This is a genomic window from Winkia neuii subsp. neuii DSM 8576, assembly GCF_000420405.1.
GTDB lineage: Bacteria > Actinomycetota > Actinomycetes > Actinomycetales > Actinomycetaceae > Winkia > Winkia neuii.
The window spans coordinates 232,714-246,911 of record NZ_ATUW01000003.1 but is presented as its reverse complement, the minus strand read 5'-3'; the positions used below and the strand labels follow the sequence as shown (position 1 = coordinate 246,911).

The 14,198-nt window shown below is 61.2% G+C and carries 10 protein-coding genes; 6 read left to right on the top strand and 4 right to left on the bottom strand.

Annotated elements, in window-relative coordinates:
* Nucleotides 1-57: 57 nt before the first annotated feature.
* Both G437_RS0104455 and G437_RS10910 read left to right on the top strand, forming a co-directional pair.
* The gene (locus tag G437_RS0104455) at nt 58-2,916 is read left to right on the top strand and encodes an FAD-binding and (Fe-S)-binding domain-containing protein (RefSeq protein ID WP_070454750.1); all 2,859 of its coding nucleotides are present in this window, start codon (nt 58-60) and stop codon (nt 2,914-2,916) included.
* A gap of 55 nt (nt 2,917-2,971) precedes the next feature.
* Nucleotides 2,972-4,216: a hypothetical protein gene (locus G437_RS10910; protein WP_024331383.1), complete on the top strand. Its 1,245-nt coding sequence runs from the start codon at nt 2,972-2,974 to the stop codon at nt 4,214-4,216.
* An 11-nt stretch (nt 4,217-4,227) separates the two neighbouring features.
* Here the strand turns inward: G437_RS10910 and G437_RS0104445 are convergent, their stop codons facing one another.
* The 3 genes from G437_RS0104445 to G437_RS0104435 all read right to left on the bottom strand — a co-directional run bounded on the left by G437_RS0104445 (nt 4,228) and on the right by G437_RS0104435 (nt 7,981).
* Nucleotides 4,228-5,364 carry an alpha/beta fold hydrolase gene (locus G437_RS0104445; protein ID WP_024331382.1) on the bottom strand — a complete coding sequence of 379 codons (1,137 nt, stop codon included), beginning with the start codon at nt 5,362-5,364 and terminating at the stop codon, nt 4,228-4,230.
* Nucleotides 5,361-6,509, bottom strand: coding sequence for a homoserine O-acetyltransferase MetX (gene metX / locus G437_RS0104440; protein ID WP_244263220.1), 1,149 nt, complete (start codon nt 6,507-6,509; stop codon nt 5,361-5,363). The genes G437_RS0104445 and metX overlap by 4 nt, the downstream gene beginning before the upstream one ends.
* A 173-nt stretch (nt 6,510-6,682) precedes the next feature.
* Nucleotides 6,683-7,981, bottom strand: a complete 1,299-nt coding sequence (locus tag G437_RS0104435; RefSeq protein WP_024331380.1) for an O-acetylhomoserine aminocarboxypropyltransferase/cysteine synthase family protein — start codon at nt 7,979-7,981, stop codon at nt 6,683-6,685.
* A 458-nt stretch (nt 7,982-8,439) separates the two neighbouring features.
* Between G437_RS0104435 and G437_RS0104430 the strand changes: the two genes are divergently transcribed.
* Both G437_RS0104430 and G437_RS0104425 read left to right on the top strand, forming a co-directional pair.
* Nucleotides 8,440-9,795, top strand: a complete 1,356-nt coding sequence (locus G437_RS0104430) for a C40 family peptidase (protein WP_024331379.1) — start codon at nt 8,440-8,442, stop codon at nt 9,793-9,795.
* Between the two features lie 9 nt (nt 9,796-9,804).
* Entirely contained in the window at nt 9,805-10,758 is a 954-nt protein-coding gene (locus G437_RS0104425) for a PfkB family carbohydrate kinase (protein WP_024331378.1), read from the top strand.
* A gap of 227 nt (nt 10,759-10,985) precedes the next feature.
* Here the strand turns inward: G437_RS0104425 and G437_RS0104415 are convergent, their stop codons facing one another.
* Entirely contained in the window at nt 10,986-11,522 is a 537-nt protein-coding gene (locus tag G437_RS0104415; RefSeq protein ID WP_024331377.1) for an inorganic diphosphatase, read from the bottom strand.
* Nucleotides 11,523-11,622: 100 nt separating this feature from the next.
* Between G437_RS0104415 and dacB the strand changes: the two genes are divergently transcribed.
* Together dacB and tilS are read left to right on the top strand one after the other, a co-directional pair.
* On the top strand, nt 11,623-13,089 hold the full coding sequence (gene dacB, locus G437_RS0104410; RefSeq protein WP_024331376.1) for a D-alanyl-D-alanine carboxypeptidase/D-alanyl-D-alanine endopeptidase: 1,467 nt from the start codon (nt 11,623-11,625) through the stop codon (nt 13,087-13,089).
* Between the two features lie 4 nt (nt 13,090-13,093).
* Complete coding sequence (gene tilS / locus G437_RS0104405; protein WP_051141879.1) at nt 13,094-14,152, top strand: tRNA lysidine(34) synthetase TilS; 1,059 nt, start codon at nt 13,094-13,096, stop codon at nt 14,150-14,152.
* Nucleotides 14,153-14,198 lie beyond the last annotated feature (46 nt).

Sequence of the window (14,198 nt, the reverse complement as noted above, 5' to 3'; positions counted from 1 at the left end):
AGCAAAAGGTGAGACCATGGAGGCATGGAATCACCAAAAGCAGGTAAAGCCGCGCTCATGGCCGAGTACTTGCCGCAGCATATGCGCTGCCAGTTGGACACCAGTCGACTGACTCGGGGCATGTATTCGACAGACGCCGGCATCTACCGGGTGGTGCCCGCTGCCGTGTTTTTCCCTAGAAATAAGGCGGAAGCGGTGGCGGGCATCCGGGCGGCATTGCGGGCCAAGCTCCCACTTACCAGCAGGGGAGCGGGGACTTCCTGCGCTGGCAATGCCATAGGGCCGGGCGTAGTAATCGACTTTTGTAAACACATGAACAAGGTGTTGGACATAGATGCCAAGGGCCGCACTGCCAGGGTCCAACCCGGTTGCGTAGAGGCCACACTGCAGGCGGCTGCGGCTCCCTTCGGGCTGCGTTTTGGGCCGGATCCATCTAGTCAGAACCGGTGTACTATCGGCGGAATGGTGGGCAACAATGCCTGTGGGCCGCATGCTACGGCCTGGGGGAGGACGGCTGTAAACGTGCTCTCGCTCGAATGCGTGGACGGGGCCGGGCGGCGGTTTACTGCGCGCACTGATTCGCTGGCTCCGGCAGAGGGACTCGAGGAGCTTATTGACGCGAATCTGGCTACTATCCGCACCGAGTTCGGGCGTTTTTCGCGCCAGGTCTCCGGATACCAGCTGGACATGGCGTTGCCCGAGGCCGGGCGGAACTTGGCCGCATTTTTGACGGGCACGGAAGGAACACTAGTGACCGTCGTCGAAATCGAAGTGCGACTGGTACCCCTGCCTGCGGCGCCCGTGCTAATGGCGCTCGGGTACGCGAACATGGTCGAAGCAGCCCGCGACGTGCCCGCCCTGCTCAAATTCCGCCCTCTTTCTGTAGAGGGGTTGGATCGGCGCATGGTGCAGGTAGTGGAGGCAAAACAGGGGCCCGTCCCGGCTTTGCCCGAGGGCGGCGGCTGGCTAATGTGCGAGGTCTCTGGACCTACCCCCGCCGAGTCGTTGGCGCTGGCCCGCCGCATTGGGCAGGCCGCGGCTACCGACGCGGTGGCAATTTATCCCCCTGGCGAAGAGGCGGCCGCGCTCTGGCGGATTCGTGCTGACGGGGCCGGCCTGGGAGGGCGCACGCCCCTGGTGCGAGAAGCCGACGGCAGCCTGAGCGGAGGCGAACAGGCTTGGGCCGGTTTCGAGGACGCGGCGGTGCCCCCAGAAAAATTGGCGCCCTACCTGGCAGATTTTTCCGCTTGCATGAAAAAACATGGGATAAACGGGCTGCTTTACGGGCACTTTGGCGATGGTTGCGTACACGTTCGCCTCGACTTTCCTCTGGCCGAACCGGGTGGGGTGGGCCGCACGCGCGCATTTTTAGAGGATGCCGCAGATGCGGTGGCTTTCTACGGCGGCTCAATATCGGGTGAACACGGAGACGGGCGGGCCCGCTCCGAACTACTAAAACGCCTCTATAGCCCCGCTGCAATCAGTATTTTTCGGCAGGTAAAAACCCTGTTCGATCCCGCTGGGCTGCTAAACCCGGGGGTAATAGTAGACCCGGACCCGCTCGACAAAAACTTGCGCCGCCCTCAGGCGAAAAAGCTGCCCGCCCTAAAGGGAGGGTTTGCGTTCGAGGGCGATCATGGCGACTTCACCACGGCGTTGCACCGGTGTACCGGAGTAGGCAAGTGCAGGGCTGGCATCCGCAAAAACTTCATGTGCCCCTCGTTTGCGGCGACCGGGCGCGAACAGGACGTTACCCGAGGGCGCGCCCGCATCTTAGAGGAAGCCGCAAATGGAAAGCTTATAGAAGGATTTTCCACCCCCGAAGTGCTCAAAGTGTTGGACTTGTGCCTGGCCTGCAAGGCCTGCAGCGCTGATTGCCCGGCGGGGGTCGACATGGCCAAGTACCGCTCCGAAACCTACTACCGCCACTACCGGGGCAGATTGCGCCCTCGCACGCACTACCTGCTGGGAGCTCTGCCGCGCTGGCTGCGTCTAGCCACCGCGATCCCGGGCCTCGCGCAGGCTATAAATGCGCTCATGGCAACTCCGGCACGGAAGGTGTTATTTCGCGCAGGGGGATTGGATCCGCGCAGGCAAATGCCGCCCATAGTGAGTGAACGCTTTTCAAAGTGGGCCAAAAAAGTGGGGCTGGAAGCGGCGCTGCCCCGCTCCCGCGCCTCTACAAAATATGCGGTTCTATGGGCGGATTCGTTCTCAGAACACCTGGATTCTGAGGGCGCCAAAGCCACAGTAAAGGTTCTTTCCGAGGCCGGCTACAGGGTGTTACTTGCTCCGCCCAGCTGCTGTGGGCTCACCTGGATCACAACCGGACAGCTACCCGCAGCGAAAAAACACCTGGAAGCGTTAGTGGAAAACTTGGCGCCCTTCGCCGTGGCAGGGATTCCGATCGTGGGGGTAGAGCCTTCTTGTACGGCGGCGTTGCGCGGAGATCTGCCCGACCTTCTTCCGGACGATGCTCGCGCGAAAGCCGTGTCGCAGGGAGTGTACACGCTCGCAGAACTACTCAGTGCGCCCTCGCCACTTGGCCCCCAAAAATGGCAGCCGCCCTCCCTGAAGGGACTGCAAGTGGTTGCCCAACCGCACTGCCACCACTATTCGGTGATGGGGTGGCAGGCTGATCGCGACCTTCTCCAAAAAGCCGGTGCCCAAATAGTGGAACTGTCTGGCTGCTGTGGGCTAGCTGGCAATTTCGGGATGGAAGCCGGCCACTACGAAATGTCGGTGAAAGTGGCAGAAAACTCCCTTCTTCCCACCCTGAGGGCGAAACCTAACGCCGTATTTTTGGCCGACGGGTTTTCGTGCCGCACCCAGGCGCGCCAACTGGCCGGCCGCCAAGGCGTGCACCTGGCAACCCTCTTGGCGGCGCCGGGGGACAGGCTGAAACATCTGCACTAAACTGATCCGATCCGTGGAACAATAGAAACTACGTGTGCCACAAGAAGGAGCGATAATGCCACTTTTTGAACTTGATCAAGGCCGGCTGGTTCCAGCCCAGTTCGGCCGTCCGATAGAACGCGGGTTCAACGCCGAGGTTCTAGAATCCGTTCGGGCACAAGTCCTAGAGGTAATATCGCGTCCCCTTTTTCCCGTGGCGTGGGATCACGACGAGGCCGACGAGGTCTCTGGCCCACACCGCCTTACCGCCCTGGATGCCTCCGGGCAGGTAGTAGCCGTCGAAGTGTTGGGCCACCTCGATGCGATTTCGCTCATTGCCGCCCTCTCTAGGCTGGGGGACATCTCGTCAATGGGGTGGCTAGATTTGGCTCAAATGTATCCGGGCGGGGCCGAACGGTTCCGCTCCGGGTGGACAGAGTTTCGCGAATCGATGCCTCCCGACGCCAAGCCTGGCCCGCGTATGATCATTGTTGCTGCGAACATCGACCCTGCCGTGCGCCCCTCTTTGGATGTATTGTTTTCTTCCGGGCTCGAGGTGCACGAAATTGCCATGCGGGCTATGGCAAACGGGCGGCGCTTCTTGGACGTACAACCGGTCGGGCCTAGCTACTGGTCGCCTAATCCTGCTTTGATGCGCTCTTCGCGCAGGCCCAGGCTGTCGCAGTATTCTACCGATGCCGGGCGCATCAGCGGGCCCGAACAGAGGGGGAACGCTAGCCTGGAAAAGACAGGCGGGCAGAACACCCCCGTGCAGGCCCAACCGGCAGGCTCAACCTCGCGGCAGGTGCCAGGCAAGCAGGGCGAGGCAGAGGCTGCGCGCCAGCCGGTACAAGAACAACAGATGCGTTCTCCGAAGCAGAAAGATCGCATCATCGGGGGCATCCACTATCCGCAGGTTTACGCCGTAGGGGATACCGTGGTTGCCCAGGGCTTCGACAAGAAGGGCCAGGAACCACCGGCCACTACCGGCGAACACGAGGCCGTACAAAAAGAGGTCCCGGCTGTGCTAGGGCACGATGCCGAAGGGCTAGCCGCAATCGCCACCGTGTTGGGCTCCGACACCCTGATTGTTGCGGTGGGCGCCGATTCGGCAAAAGAGGCACTCCTGCTGGCCAACGGCAAGATTCGTTACCCGGGTGGGGGCGAAACCGACAACGCAGACGCTGCCCTAGAAAAGCTACTAGGAATTCAAGCTGACGGTTGGGATCACTTCCGCCTAGGGCACGCCGAAGGGCCTTCGCTGGCCGAAGCCATATTGGAAATTAACGAGGAGATCGACCGCGAGTCCAAAGGTCGCTAGCGGCACCCACTCTAGGGGCAAAGCTTCCGGCAGGCCGCCTCCGCCAAAAGCGAGGGCGGATTCGCGGCCTGCGGCAGTGCTGCCGCCACCCACCTGTGGAAGCACTCCCACACCTGCGCGCGCACATCTGGCTCCGACAAAGTCACGTCGTGGAGCGCCTCGAAACGGTGAAGCGACAGATTAGTGGACAGCTTGTAAGCGGTAGCTGCCACCTTATCCGCGTCTAACACCGCATCGCGCCGGCGAGCCAATACTTGCCACTTCCCCCCAAAAGAACCCACCGAGGTAACCACCAGCGTGGGGCAGGTAAGCTGCAACCCGCCTGCGATTTCCGTGTGGCCCGCCAAAATAGCCTGCAACCAGCCCGGACGAATCGGAGCAGACTTCGAGGTTTTCCACTGTGGGATCAAATCCCACCCCCTGACAGAAGGATCCTGGCGGAACGGTACCAGCCGCTCGGGCAGGGGCCCGTCACTGCTATCCCAACCGGCAAGCGAATGCGCATAGATGTTTTCGCCCTCGGGCATAGGCATTACTTGGCGGGGGGAACGCCAAGACCAAGCCCGTACCAGTGGGGCCACCACCGTTTTAGAGGTGTTGTCGTATTGCCAGGCGATCCACGGCGAATTTAGTACCAGCGCGGCTACCTGGTTGCGATGGCGGTTAGCCCACAGCGCTGCCGACAGTCCCCCCGTGGAGTGCCCCATAAGTACCAGCGGTAGGTGCGGGTGCTGCTGGCGAATTACAGCGAGGGCGGCCTGCAAATCCTCGTCGTAAGTCTGTAGGGAATCAACGTAGCCAAACGACTGGTAAAGACGCCAGGAACGACCATATTTGCGCAGGTCAATGGCGTAAAACGCGCCGCCTGCAGCGGCCACGTGCCTAGCCTTTTCACGTTGGAAAAAGTAGTCGTTCCACCCGTGCACGTATAGAGCCACAAACCCGGGAGCGGAAGGGGTACCGGCTATGGCCTCTGGATCCTCGCTGGGCCTATGCTGAACTAGAGTGGCAACTACCGGGCCCTCAAAATCGGCCTGCAACGGCAACGTTTGAGCCACAAAACCAGGCCCCAAAATATCGGGCCCCCATTCCCCCTGTGGCGCAGCCTCATCTGGAACCTCGGTAGGAAGAGGGCGAAAATCTGTCATTTTAGCTCTTTCATAAAATCTGCGAAGATCGCATTTACTTGGGCAAATTCTATCAAGAACCCATCGTGGCCAAACGGGGTGCAAATCTGCCGGTAACGGCCATCCGGGAACGCCGCCGCCATTTTCTTGCAATCTCGGGCGTAGAACAGTCGGTCAGAATCCACGCCCACAACTAATGTGGGTTTAGAAAACACAGATAGGGCGGCTTGCACTCCGCCCCTGTCTCGCCCCACGTCGTGGGTGATCATCGCTTTAGAGAGCACCCTGTACGAGCCCGCATCAAAACGGGCAGCCAACTTGCGCGCGTGGTAGTCGAGGTAGGACTGTACAGCTAGTTGCCCTCCGGCCAGCGGATCTTCGTCTCCCTGGCGCTCGCGGCCGAAACGTTCGTCTAGTTCCAGCGGCGTGCGGTAGGTGGTGTGGGCGATCTCGCGGGCGAGTCCCAAACCGCGTACCGGCCCTTCGAGGTTGGAATAGTAGTCACCGCCAGCAAAATGTGGATCTAGTTCTATGGCTGCAATCTGGGCATGTGCCCACGCCGCTTGCTCTGCGGTAGTGCAGGCAGAGGTAGCTACCAAAATGAGGGCGCGAGCCCGCTCGGGGTAGGTGGCCGCCCACTCGAGGGCGCGGTGCCAGCCGGCAGAAGGCCCAACTACTGCGGCAAAGGTGTCGATGCCCAGCAGGTCGGCCAGGCGGGCCTCGGCGCGAACCATGTCGCGGGTGGATAGCTGCGGGAAACGAGAACCCCATTCGCGCCCGTCTGGCGCGAGCGAAGACGGGCCGGTAGAGCCCATACACCCGCCCAACACGTTGGGGGCCACGATAAAAAATTTATTGGTATCTAGGGGTAAATCAGGGCCCACTGCCTGCGCCCACCAACCCGGGGTAGGTTGGCCTGGGCCGACCGGGCCAGCCACATGCGAATCGCCGGTGAGGGCGTGCAAAATAAGGATTGCATTGTCGCGAGCCGGGTTTAGCTTCCCCCAGGTTTCGTAAGCTAAACGGACTGCGGGCAGATGCCCGCCGCCCTCTAGCGAGAGGGGGCCGAGCTCAGCGTACATACGGGGGCCGGGGGCGTCGCCCTCGCGCCAAGCTCCCGTCACGGGCAGGTGCCCGCTGCGGGCAAGCTCGCCAGGATCGGTGATTTTTCCTGCTTCCCAATTGGGTTGCTGTTTTAGCAACGAATCGAATGGAAGAGGGGCTTGGGCCCTGGAAATGCCGGGAGCGGCTCGGTCCAGCGCGGCCTTTTCGGCGGCGCGCTGGGCAAGCACCGTGAGGGGTGGAAGCTCCTCCCACCCCTCACAACATGGATCTTCGCTCACAGGCCCACTGCCTTGAAGGCGGTTTCGAGGGCTTCGATCAGGTCGTCGACATTTTCGATGCCAACCGACAGGCGGATGGTGCCACCGGTAATTCCGGCCTTCTTCAGGCCCTCTTCGTCCAACTGCGAGTGGGTGGTCGAGGCCGGGTGTGCCACGAGCGAACGCACGTCGCCAATGTTGGCAAGGTTAGAGAAGAGGGGCAGGTTGTCAACGAATTTCTCGCCTACCGTCCGGCCGCCAGAAATGTCGAAGCTTACCAGTGCGCCCGGGCCGCGGGGAGTGTACTTCTTGGCGAGCTCGTAGTAGGGGCTGGATTCCAGGCCCGAATAACTGATCGAGTCGACGCCCCGCCCCTCGTTCTTGCGCTTTTCCAGGTATTTTGCGATCTTCAGGGCGTTGTCTACGTGGCGTTCGATGCGCAGCGAAAGGGTTTCGATGCCCTGCTCAATGAGGAAGGCGTTGAACGGAGAGGCGCTAAAGCCGAGGTCGCGCAGCCCCTGGGCACGAGCTTTCAGTATGAAAGCCTGGTTGCCCAGATCGGGCCCGTAGGTGAGGCCGTGGTAGGAGGGGTCGGGTTCGTTGAACTGGACGAAGCGCTTTGGATCCTTGGTCCAGTCGAAGTTGCCGGAGTCGACGATCACGCCCAGCACCGAGTTTCCGTGCCCGCCCAAGTACTTGGTTGCCGAGTGCACCACTATGTCGGCGCCCCATTCGATCGGGCGCAGCAGGTAGGGGGTGGGTACGGTGTTATCGACTACCAGGGGTACGCCGATCTCGTGGGCAGCCTTAGCTAGGGGCTCCAAATCTAGGATGTCGCCGGCGGGATTTGGAATAGTTTCGCCGTAGAAGGCTACGGTACGATCGTCGGCCAGGGCCTTCCACGATTCGATGTCGTGGGGGTCTTCAACTAGCCGGGTTTCGATGCCGTACTTGGGGAGGGTGTGAACGAACAGGTTCGTGGTGCCGCCGTATAGCGAGGGCGAAGCCACAATGTTGTCCCCGGCCTGGGCGATCGTCAAAATGGTGAGGCTAATTGCGCCTGCCCCAGACGACGTGAGCAACCCGCCCACGCCGCCCTCGAGGGTGGCTAGTCGTGCCTCGACCACATCCCAAGTCGGGTTTGTCAGTCGCGAGTATATTGGGCCCTGATCTTTGAGGGCGAAGCGATCTGCAGCCTGCTTGGCGGACTTGAACACGTAGGATGTGGTTTGGTAGATCGGCAGGGTGCGGGCGCCAGTGGTGGGATCTGGTTGCTGGCCGGCGTGGATTTGGTTAGTTTCAAAATTCCAAGACATGAGGGTTCCTTATAGTTTCAGGTGGTTTCGAGGGGCCCCATGAAGATAAAGAAATGCCGTGCAAGGCCCCTTGAGGACTGCACGGCAGACACGATGTACGGCTTCTTTAGCTTTGTATTGCTTCTGAGCTTTGGCTGACGCGCAGTCAGCTGAACATTCGTGTGAACATGGCAAAACCATACACTGCCTAGTTGGCGGATGCGCAAGTTCGATTTTGAAAATGTCCGCTTAGTGGGACGGAATATTTTACCTTTCGAGGACGAAGGGCTGTTTGGTCGTATTTAAATTGGCCGGAGGCGGCGTGTTGGGTGGAAGTTGACATCGCAAAAGCTAGCCAAATGTTACTAATGCAGTGTATGTTATTACTGTGAAAATTGTTGTTGTTGTGGGACCTGTGGCTATTGTGTCTGCTGAGCCGATATCTTGGTACCGCGACGACACCCTCTAGGAGACGAAACGTGAGTGCCAAAAAATTCTCTGCGCGCGGGCGCACCCTTGTAAGTAGCCTCGTCATAGGTGGGATTGCCCTGTCCGGACTTGGCGGCGCAGTCGCGCTAGCGGCGCCCTCGGACGACGATATTGCTAGAGCTAAGCAAGCTGAAAAGAACGCGGAAGGTTCCGTAGCTGACATTGAAGTAAAACTGGCGCAAAATACCGCTAAGTCTGAAGAGGCGATCGTGGCAGCTCAGCGCGCCGGCGAACGCTTTGCGCAGGCCTCGGTTGCGGCAGACGCTGCCTCGCAAAGAGCTCAGAAGGCCCGCAAAGATGCTGACGAAGCTAAGAAAAAAGTGGAAGAAGCTCGCAAATCCTTGGGGGACGTTGCCACCACCGTATACCGCCAATCCGGTTCACTGGCTTCGGTGGCACCCTACCTGAACGCGGATGGGCTCGAGACCGTCGAGATGCGTCGGGTAGCCATTGAGCTCTTCGGCGGTAAAGCTGACCAGAAGATGCAGACCTTCTCGGCAATGCAGCAGGTAGCAAACGTAATCGAAGAGCGCGCCAACAAGGCTGAGGCAACCCAGAGGGCAGCAGCCCAGGCCATGCAAAACCGGGCTAACGCTGCGCAGCAGGCGGCAGACGCGGCCACTGCGGCCCGTCAGTCTACGGCCCAGCGGCGCACAGAATTGATCGCCCAGCTAGCGAAGGCGCGCGGAACTACCGCCGAACTCGAAGCTAAGAGGCAGGAAGAACTCGATCGGCAACGGCGAGCTCGCGAAGCTGAGGCTGCCCGCCGCGCCCTAGCCACCCAGCGCGCGCAAGAGGAAGCTCGCCGCGTAGCGGCACAGCAGGCTGCGGCGCAACAGGCCGAGGCTGCTCAAGAAGAAGAGCAGTCAGCCCCGGCTCCGGCTCCCGCTCCCGCGCCGGCCCCAGCGCCTGCCCCGGCCCCAGCTCCGGCACCTGCTCCCGCGCCGGCCCCGGCACCTGCTCCTGCTCCCTCAGGAGGCGGAGATGCGGTGGTGGCCGCAGCTGCCAGCCAGATTGGCGTCCCGTACGTGTGGGGCGGTGCAGCTCGCTACTCGGGCCTCGACTGCTCGGGCCTGTCCATGACTTCTTGGGCACAAGTGGGCGTCGACCTCCCGCGCACAGCGCAGCAGCAGTACACCTGGGGCGTAAACTCGGGGCGCGGCGTCTCGATCAACAATCTGCGCCCGGGTGACCTGGTGTTCTGGGGCGATGGCGGGGGCGTCTACCACGTGGCTGTCTATGCTGGCGGCGGGGAAATTATTGAGGCACCTTACCCCGGTGCCACGGTCAGGCGCGTTGGCCTGTACTATGGCAACCTGATGGCCCTTGGTGTCCGCCCTGCATAGGAGTAAAACATGAGTCAAAACCGGCGTGTGCTTTGCGTTGGTGAAGCCCTTATGGACCGCATCGAACGCGATGGAGATGCGAAAGAATACATCGGCGGGTCCCTGCTAAACGTAGCTCGCGGCATAGCACAGCTGGACCACGACACCACGCTGTGCTCATGGTGGGGCAAAGACGAGCGCGGGCAAAAGCTGAGCGCCGCCCTCGACGAGGGTGGGGTACACGTTCTAGAGGGGACCGAGGGCGCCGACCACACTACGGTTGCCTACGCCCACGTCGATTCCGAAGGGCGGGCCACCTACGAGTTTGACCTGCTGTGGGACCTGCCTGCTGGAGCTTCCAGTGCCTCCTTTGACCACCTGCACACCGGTTCTTTCGCAGCCACTGTAGAACCGGGCGGGAAAAAGGTGTTGCGTCTGGTAAAAGAAGCGGCGCTTACCGGCACTGTTTCATACGATCCCAACATTCGCCCCTCCGTGATGGGAAGCCCTGAACAGGTGCGCGCCCGAATCGAAGAAATCGTCAGCTTCTGCGACATTGTGAAGGCTTCCGACGAGGACCTGGCCTGGCTTTACCCGGAGCGGGCAGTTGAAGAAGTCATGCGCTCGTGGCTGGCCCTAGGGCCTGCAATGGTAATAACCACGCGCGGCCCCTGGGGGGCATACGCCCGCATGGCAGGCGAACGCGACATGCTGGTGATCGACCCGCTGAACGTAGAACTCGGCGACACCGTGGGCGCCGGCGATTCCTTCATGGCCGGTCTAATATCCGCACTCCTGGACGCCGATCTGGCCGGAAGCGGGCAGGCACGTAGGCGTTTGCGGCAGGCCAAGTGGGCTGACGTAATACCAGCGCTACACCAGGCCACCGTTACCTCTGGGCTGACCGTATCTAGGCTTGGGGCATTCTCGCCCAATCGTGCCGACGTTGCGCGCGTTACCGAAGGACACCCGGAACTGAAATAAAACTTCCCCATATTAGGCCCCTTTGGCAGTATCTCAGATGCCAAAGGGGCACCCCATTTAACACTGGTTTTAGGTGCGAAAAAGTGCGGGCAAAGAAAAGGCCCACGCCTTTCGGCGCAGGCCAGAACCCGGCCTTCTAGCATCGGTGGCAGGGCGGCGCGTGTAGCCAACCATTTGGGCAGCGAACAAAAGCTCGTCCGCTCCTGCCACCGAAGCCGCGGGTATTCTTACGGTTCGGGGGCAATCACCGGAACGGGATTTACCGCGTGCCCGCCGGCAGCGATGCGATCCTGCTCGCGCTTAATAGAAACGCGGATTTCCTCTTCAGCTTCCTCGCGGCCAACCCAGTGGGCGCCCTCGACGGACTTGCCGGGCTCTAGATCCTTATACACCTCAAAGAAGTGCTGAATTTCCAGGCGGTGAAACTCAGAGACGTCCTCGAGCTCAGTGCGCCAGGCCATGCGCTGGTCGGCAGTAGGCACTGCGATCACCTTGTCGTCGCCGCCCTTCTCGTCGCGCATGCGGAACATGCCCAACGCGCGGCACCGAATCACGCAGCCGGGGAACGTGGGCTCCTCCAGGAGTACCAAAACGTCGAGCGGGTCACCGTCCTCGCCAAGCGTGCCATCGATAAAACCGTAGTCATCCGGGTAACGGGTGGACGTGAAAAGCATACGATCCAAGCGTATACGGCCGGTCTCGTGGTCAACCTCGTACTTATTCCTGTTCCCTTTCGGGATCTCGATCGTTACATCAAACTCCATTTAAGAGCCCTTTCAAACAGTTGGGTCGATGCGATAATAACCCAATGGTACCGGTACAGTAAGAAAGGTCGTTACCCGAAACAGAACTGCGAGGCAGTAGATGCGAAAAACAGTAGCTGCGGCCACAATCGGCACACTTCTGCTTGTAGGGGGCTCCCTCACCTACGGGGCCCTGGACGCCTACGACATTGTGCCCGGCGTGTTCACCGTGTCCCCGCCGCCTCCCACCCCGCAGGCCCTCCCCAAAGCGCGCACCGCCACAGCTGGCGAACCAGACTTTACCCCAGACGGGCAAGCGCCTCTGCCGGATGCAACCCAAGTTCAGAAAACGGCTGAATCCCTGTCAGGAAAAATAAAGAAGGCCGCCCACGACGCCGCCGCCCAAGCCGGCACCACAGCCGAAGACGCACAAGAAAACCCCTCCGATACAGTCAAAAAAGCAGGCGAGCAACCGGGGCTGCGCGTAGGAGTATCCGTGCAAGACGTACAGACGGGCAAAGTGCTTGCCGACGTGAACGGCTCCACGGCACTCACGCCCGCGTCCTCGACAAAAATCTTGTCAGCCGTAACGGCCTTAAAAACGCTCCCGGGCGGGACCACCTTCGAAACCAAAGCCGTACTAGACGGAAATAAGCTGACGCTGGTTGCCGGAGGCGACGAAATGTTGGGGGCCGGCAAGTCCAACCCCGATCTGACCAATGGGCACGCCGGCCTTGCCGACCTCGCAAACCAAGCCGCGGCCGCCCTCAAGAAACAAGCGATAGCCTCTGTGAAATTGGGGTATGACACCTCGGCCTTCGGCAAGGAAGAACTGAGCCCCGACTGGAACGGCTACGAGCAATTCGTAACTAAAATCCAAGGGCTGGGAATGAACGCCGCCCAAGATACCTCCCGGCACGACCTCCAAAGCGATCCTGCCGCGCGGGCAGCCCAAACTTTCAAAGACAAACTGGCCGGAGCCGGCATCAGCGTCGAAGGGCCCGTCCAGGCAAAAGCTCCACAGGGAGCAAAGGTAGTTGCCTCCGTACGCAGCGCCCCCATCACCGACGTGCTGCGCGAAACGCTGAAACCATCAGACAACACCCTAGCCGAAACCGTCTGCCGCGCCACCTTGGTGCGCCAAGGTAAAGAACCCACCTTCGCCGCAGCCGTGAAAACGGTCCACGAGGCCATCTCGGATTTGGGCGTCGACAGCGCTGAGGCCCCCATCCGCGACTGCTCGGGACTGTCTGACAAAGGCAAAATTACCCCCCACGCCCTCGCTAAAGTTCTACGCGAAGCCGCGGTTTCTAAGAATCCGCAACTGCGCTCGCTGCCGTCTTTGCTTCCGGTAGCGGGTTTGGATGGGACACTGCACAACCGCATGACGGATGGGGCGGCAACCGGAAACGTGCGTTCTAAGACTGGCACGCTCGATTCGGCGCGTTCCCTGAGCGGGTACGTGCGCACGGCCTCCGGGCGGTCGCTGGCCTTTTCCATTGTGGTCAACGGCTACGACGACACCGGCGCGGGTGGGGTAGTCGAGTCGATCGATTCAGTGGCAACCGAATTTGCAGAGTTGAAGTGAGGTTATGAAGAAAGCTAGCGAGCTGGTGGGCGCCACCCCCAATGCGCAGGTGCGTCCGGTATCTTTGGCGATTCGCAAGGCGGTGGCGCGTTTTGACGATTTGGCTCCATCCCTGCCGATAGTGGTGGGGTGCTCTGGTGGTGCCGACTCGTTGGCGCTGGCCGCTTGCCTCATCGATGCCGGTTCGCGTGCGGGCCACGAGGTGTACACGGTCACGGTTGACCACGGGATTCGCGAAGAATCTACGCGCGAGGCCGAGGCAGTAGTTGCCAAGCTTCTTTCTCTGGGTGCGGACAAGGCTGTGCGCAAGCAGGTAAATGTTGGCAAAGAGGGCGGCCCAGAGGCGGCCGCTCGGGAGGCGCGCTATGCCGGTCTCGGCGAGGCCCGGCGGGAATTGGGAGCCGAGCAGGCCCCGGTTTGGCTCGGCCATACTTTAGACGACCAGGCCGAGGGCGTCCTGCTATCTTTGGCACGCGGGTCCGGTACCCATTCGCTGGCAGGGATGCGCAAAGGTTTTGAGGGGGGCCACCTGCACGGGCGGATTCGCCCTCTGTTGGAGTTGCGCAGGGCCGACACTGAGGCATGCTGCCATGGGTTGGGCCTTGACTACGTGTTGGATCCGTCTAATAAAGCCGACGGCCCCTGGAAGACGGCTTCCGGCGAGGCACTGCGGCGGGCTGCGCTCAGGGAACGTGCGCTGCCTGCGTTGGCGGCCGCCCTCGGCAAGGACGCGGCCCCCGCGCTGGCAAAAAGCGCGGTGCTTGCCCGCCAGGACGACGAAGCTTTGGAGCAGGTGGCAGATCGCATTTTTGCTTCCGTTAGCCGCGTCGAACCCGACCGGGTAGAGCTAGACGCGAAGAAGCTGAAGAGTTTTCCTCCGGCCTTGCGCAGGCGGGTGCTTAGAGCAGCGGGAGCCCAGCTGGGGATGACAGAACTAACCGCGGCGCACCTAAAGGCGATGGACGCTCTGGTACAGGATTGGCACGGGCAGGGGCCGGCGCACGTGCGCGGAGGGAAGGCCTGGCGCGCGGCCGGACGGGCAATCCTAACCCTGCAAAGGTGATCTTGTTCTACTAAACGGCGGCTGGCCCGCACGCGGGCGCGCTTGT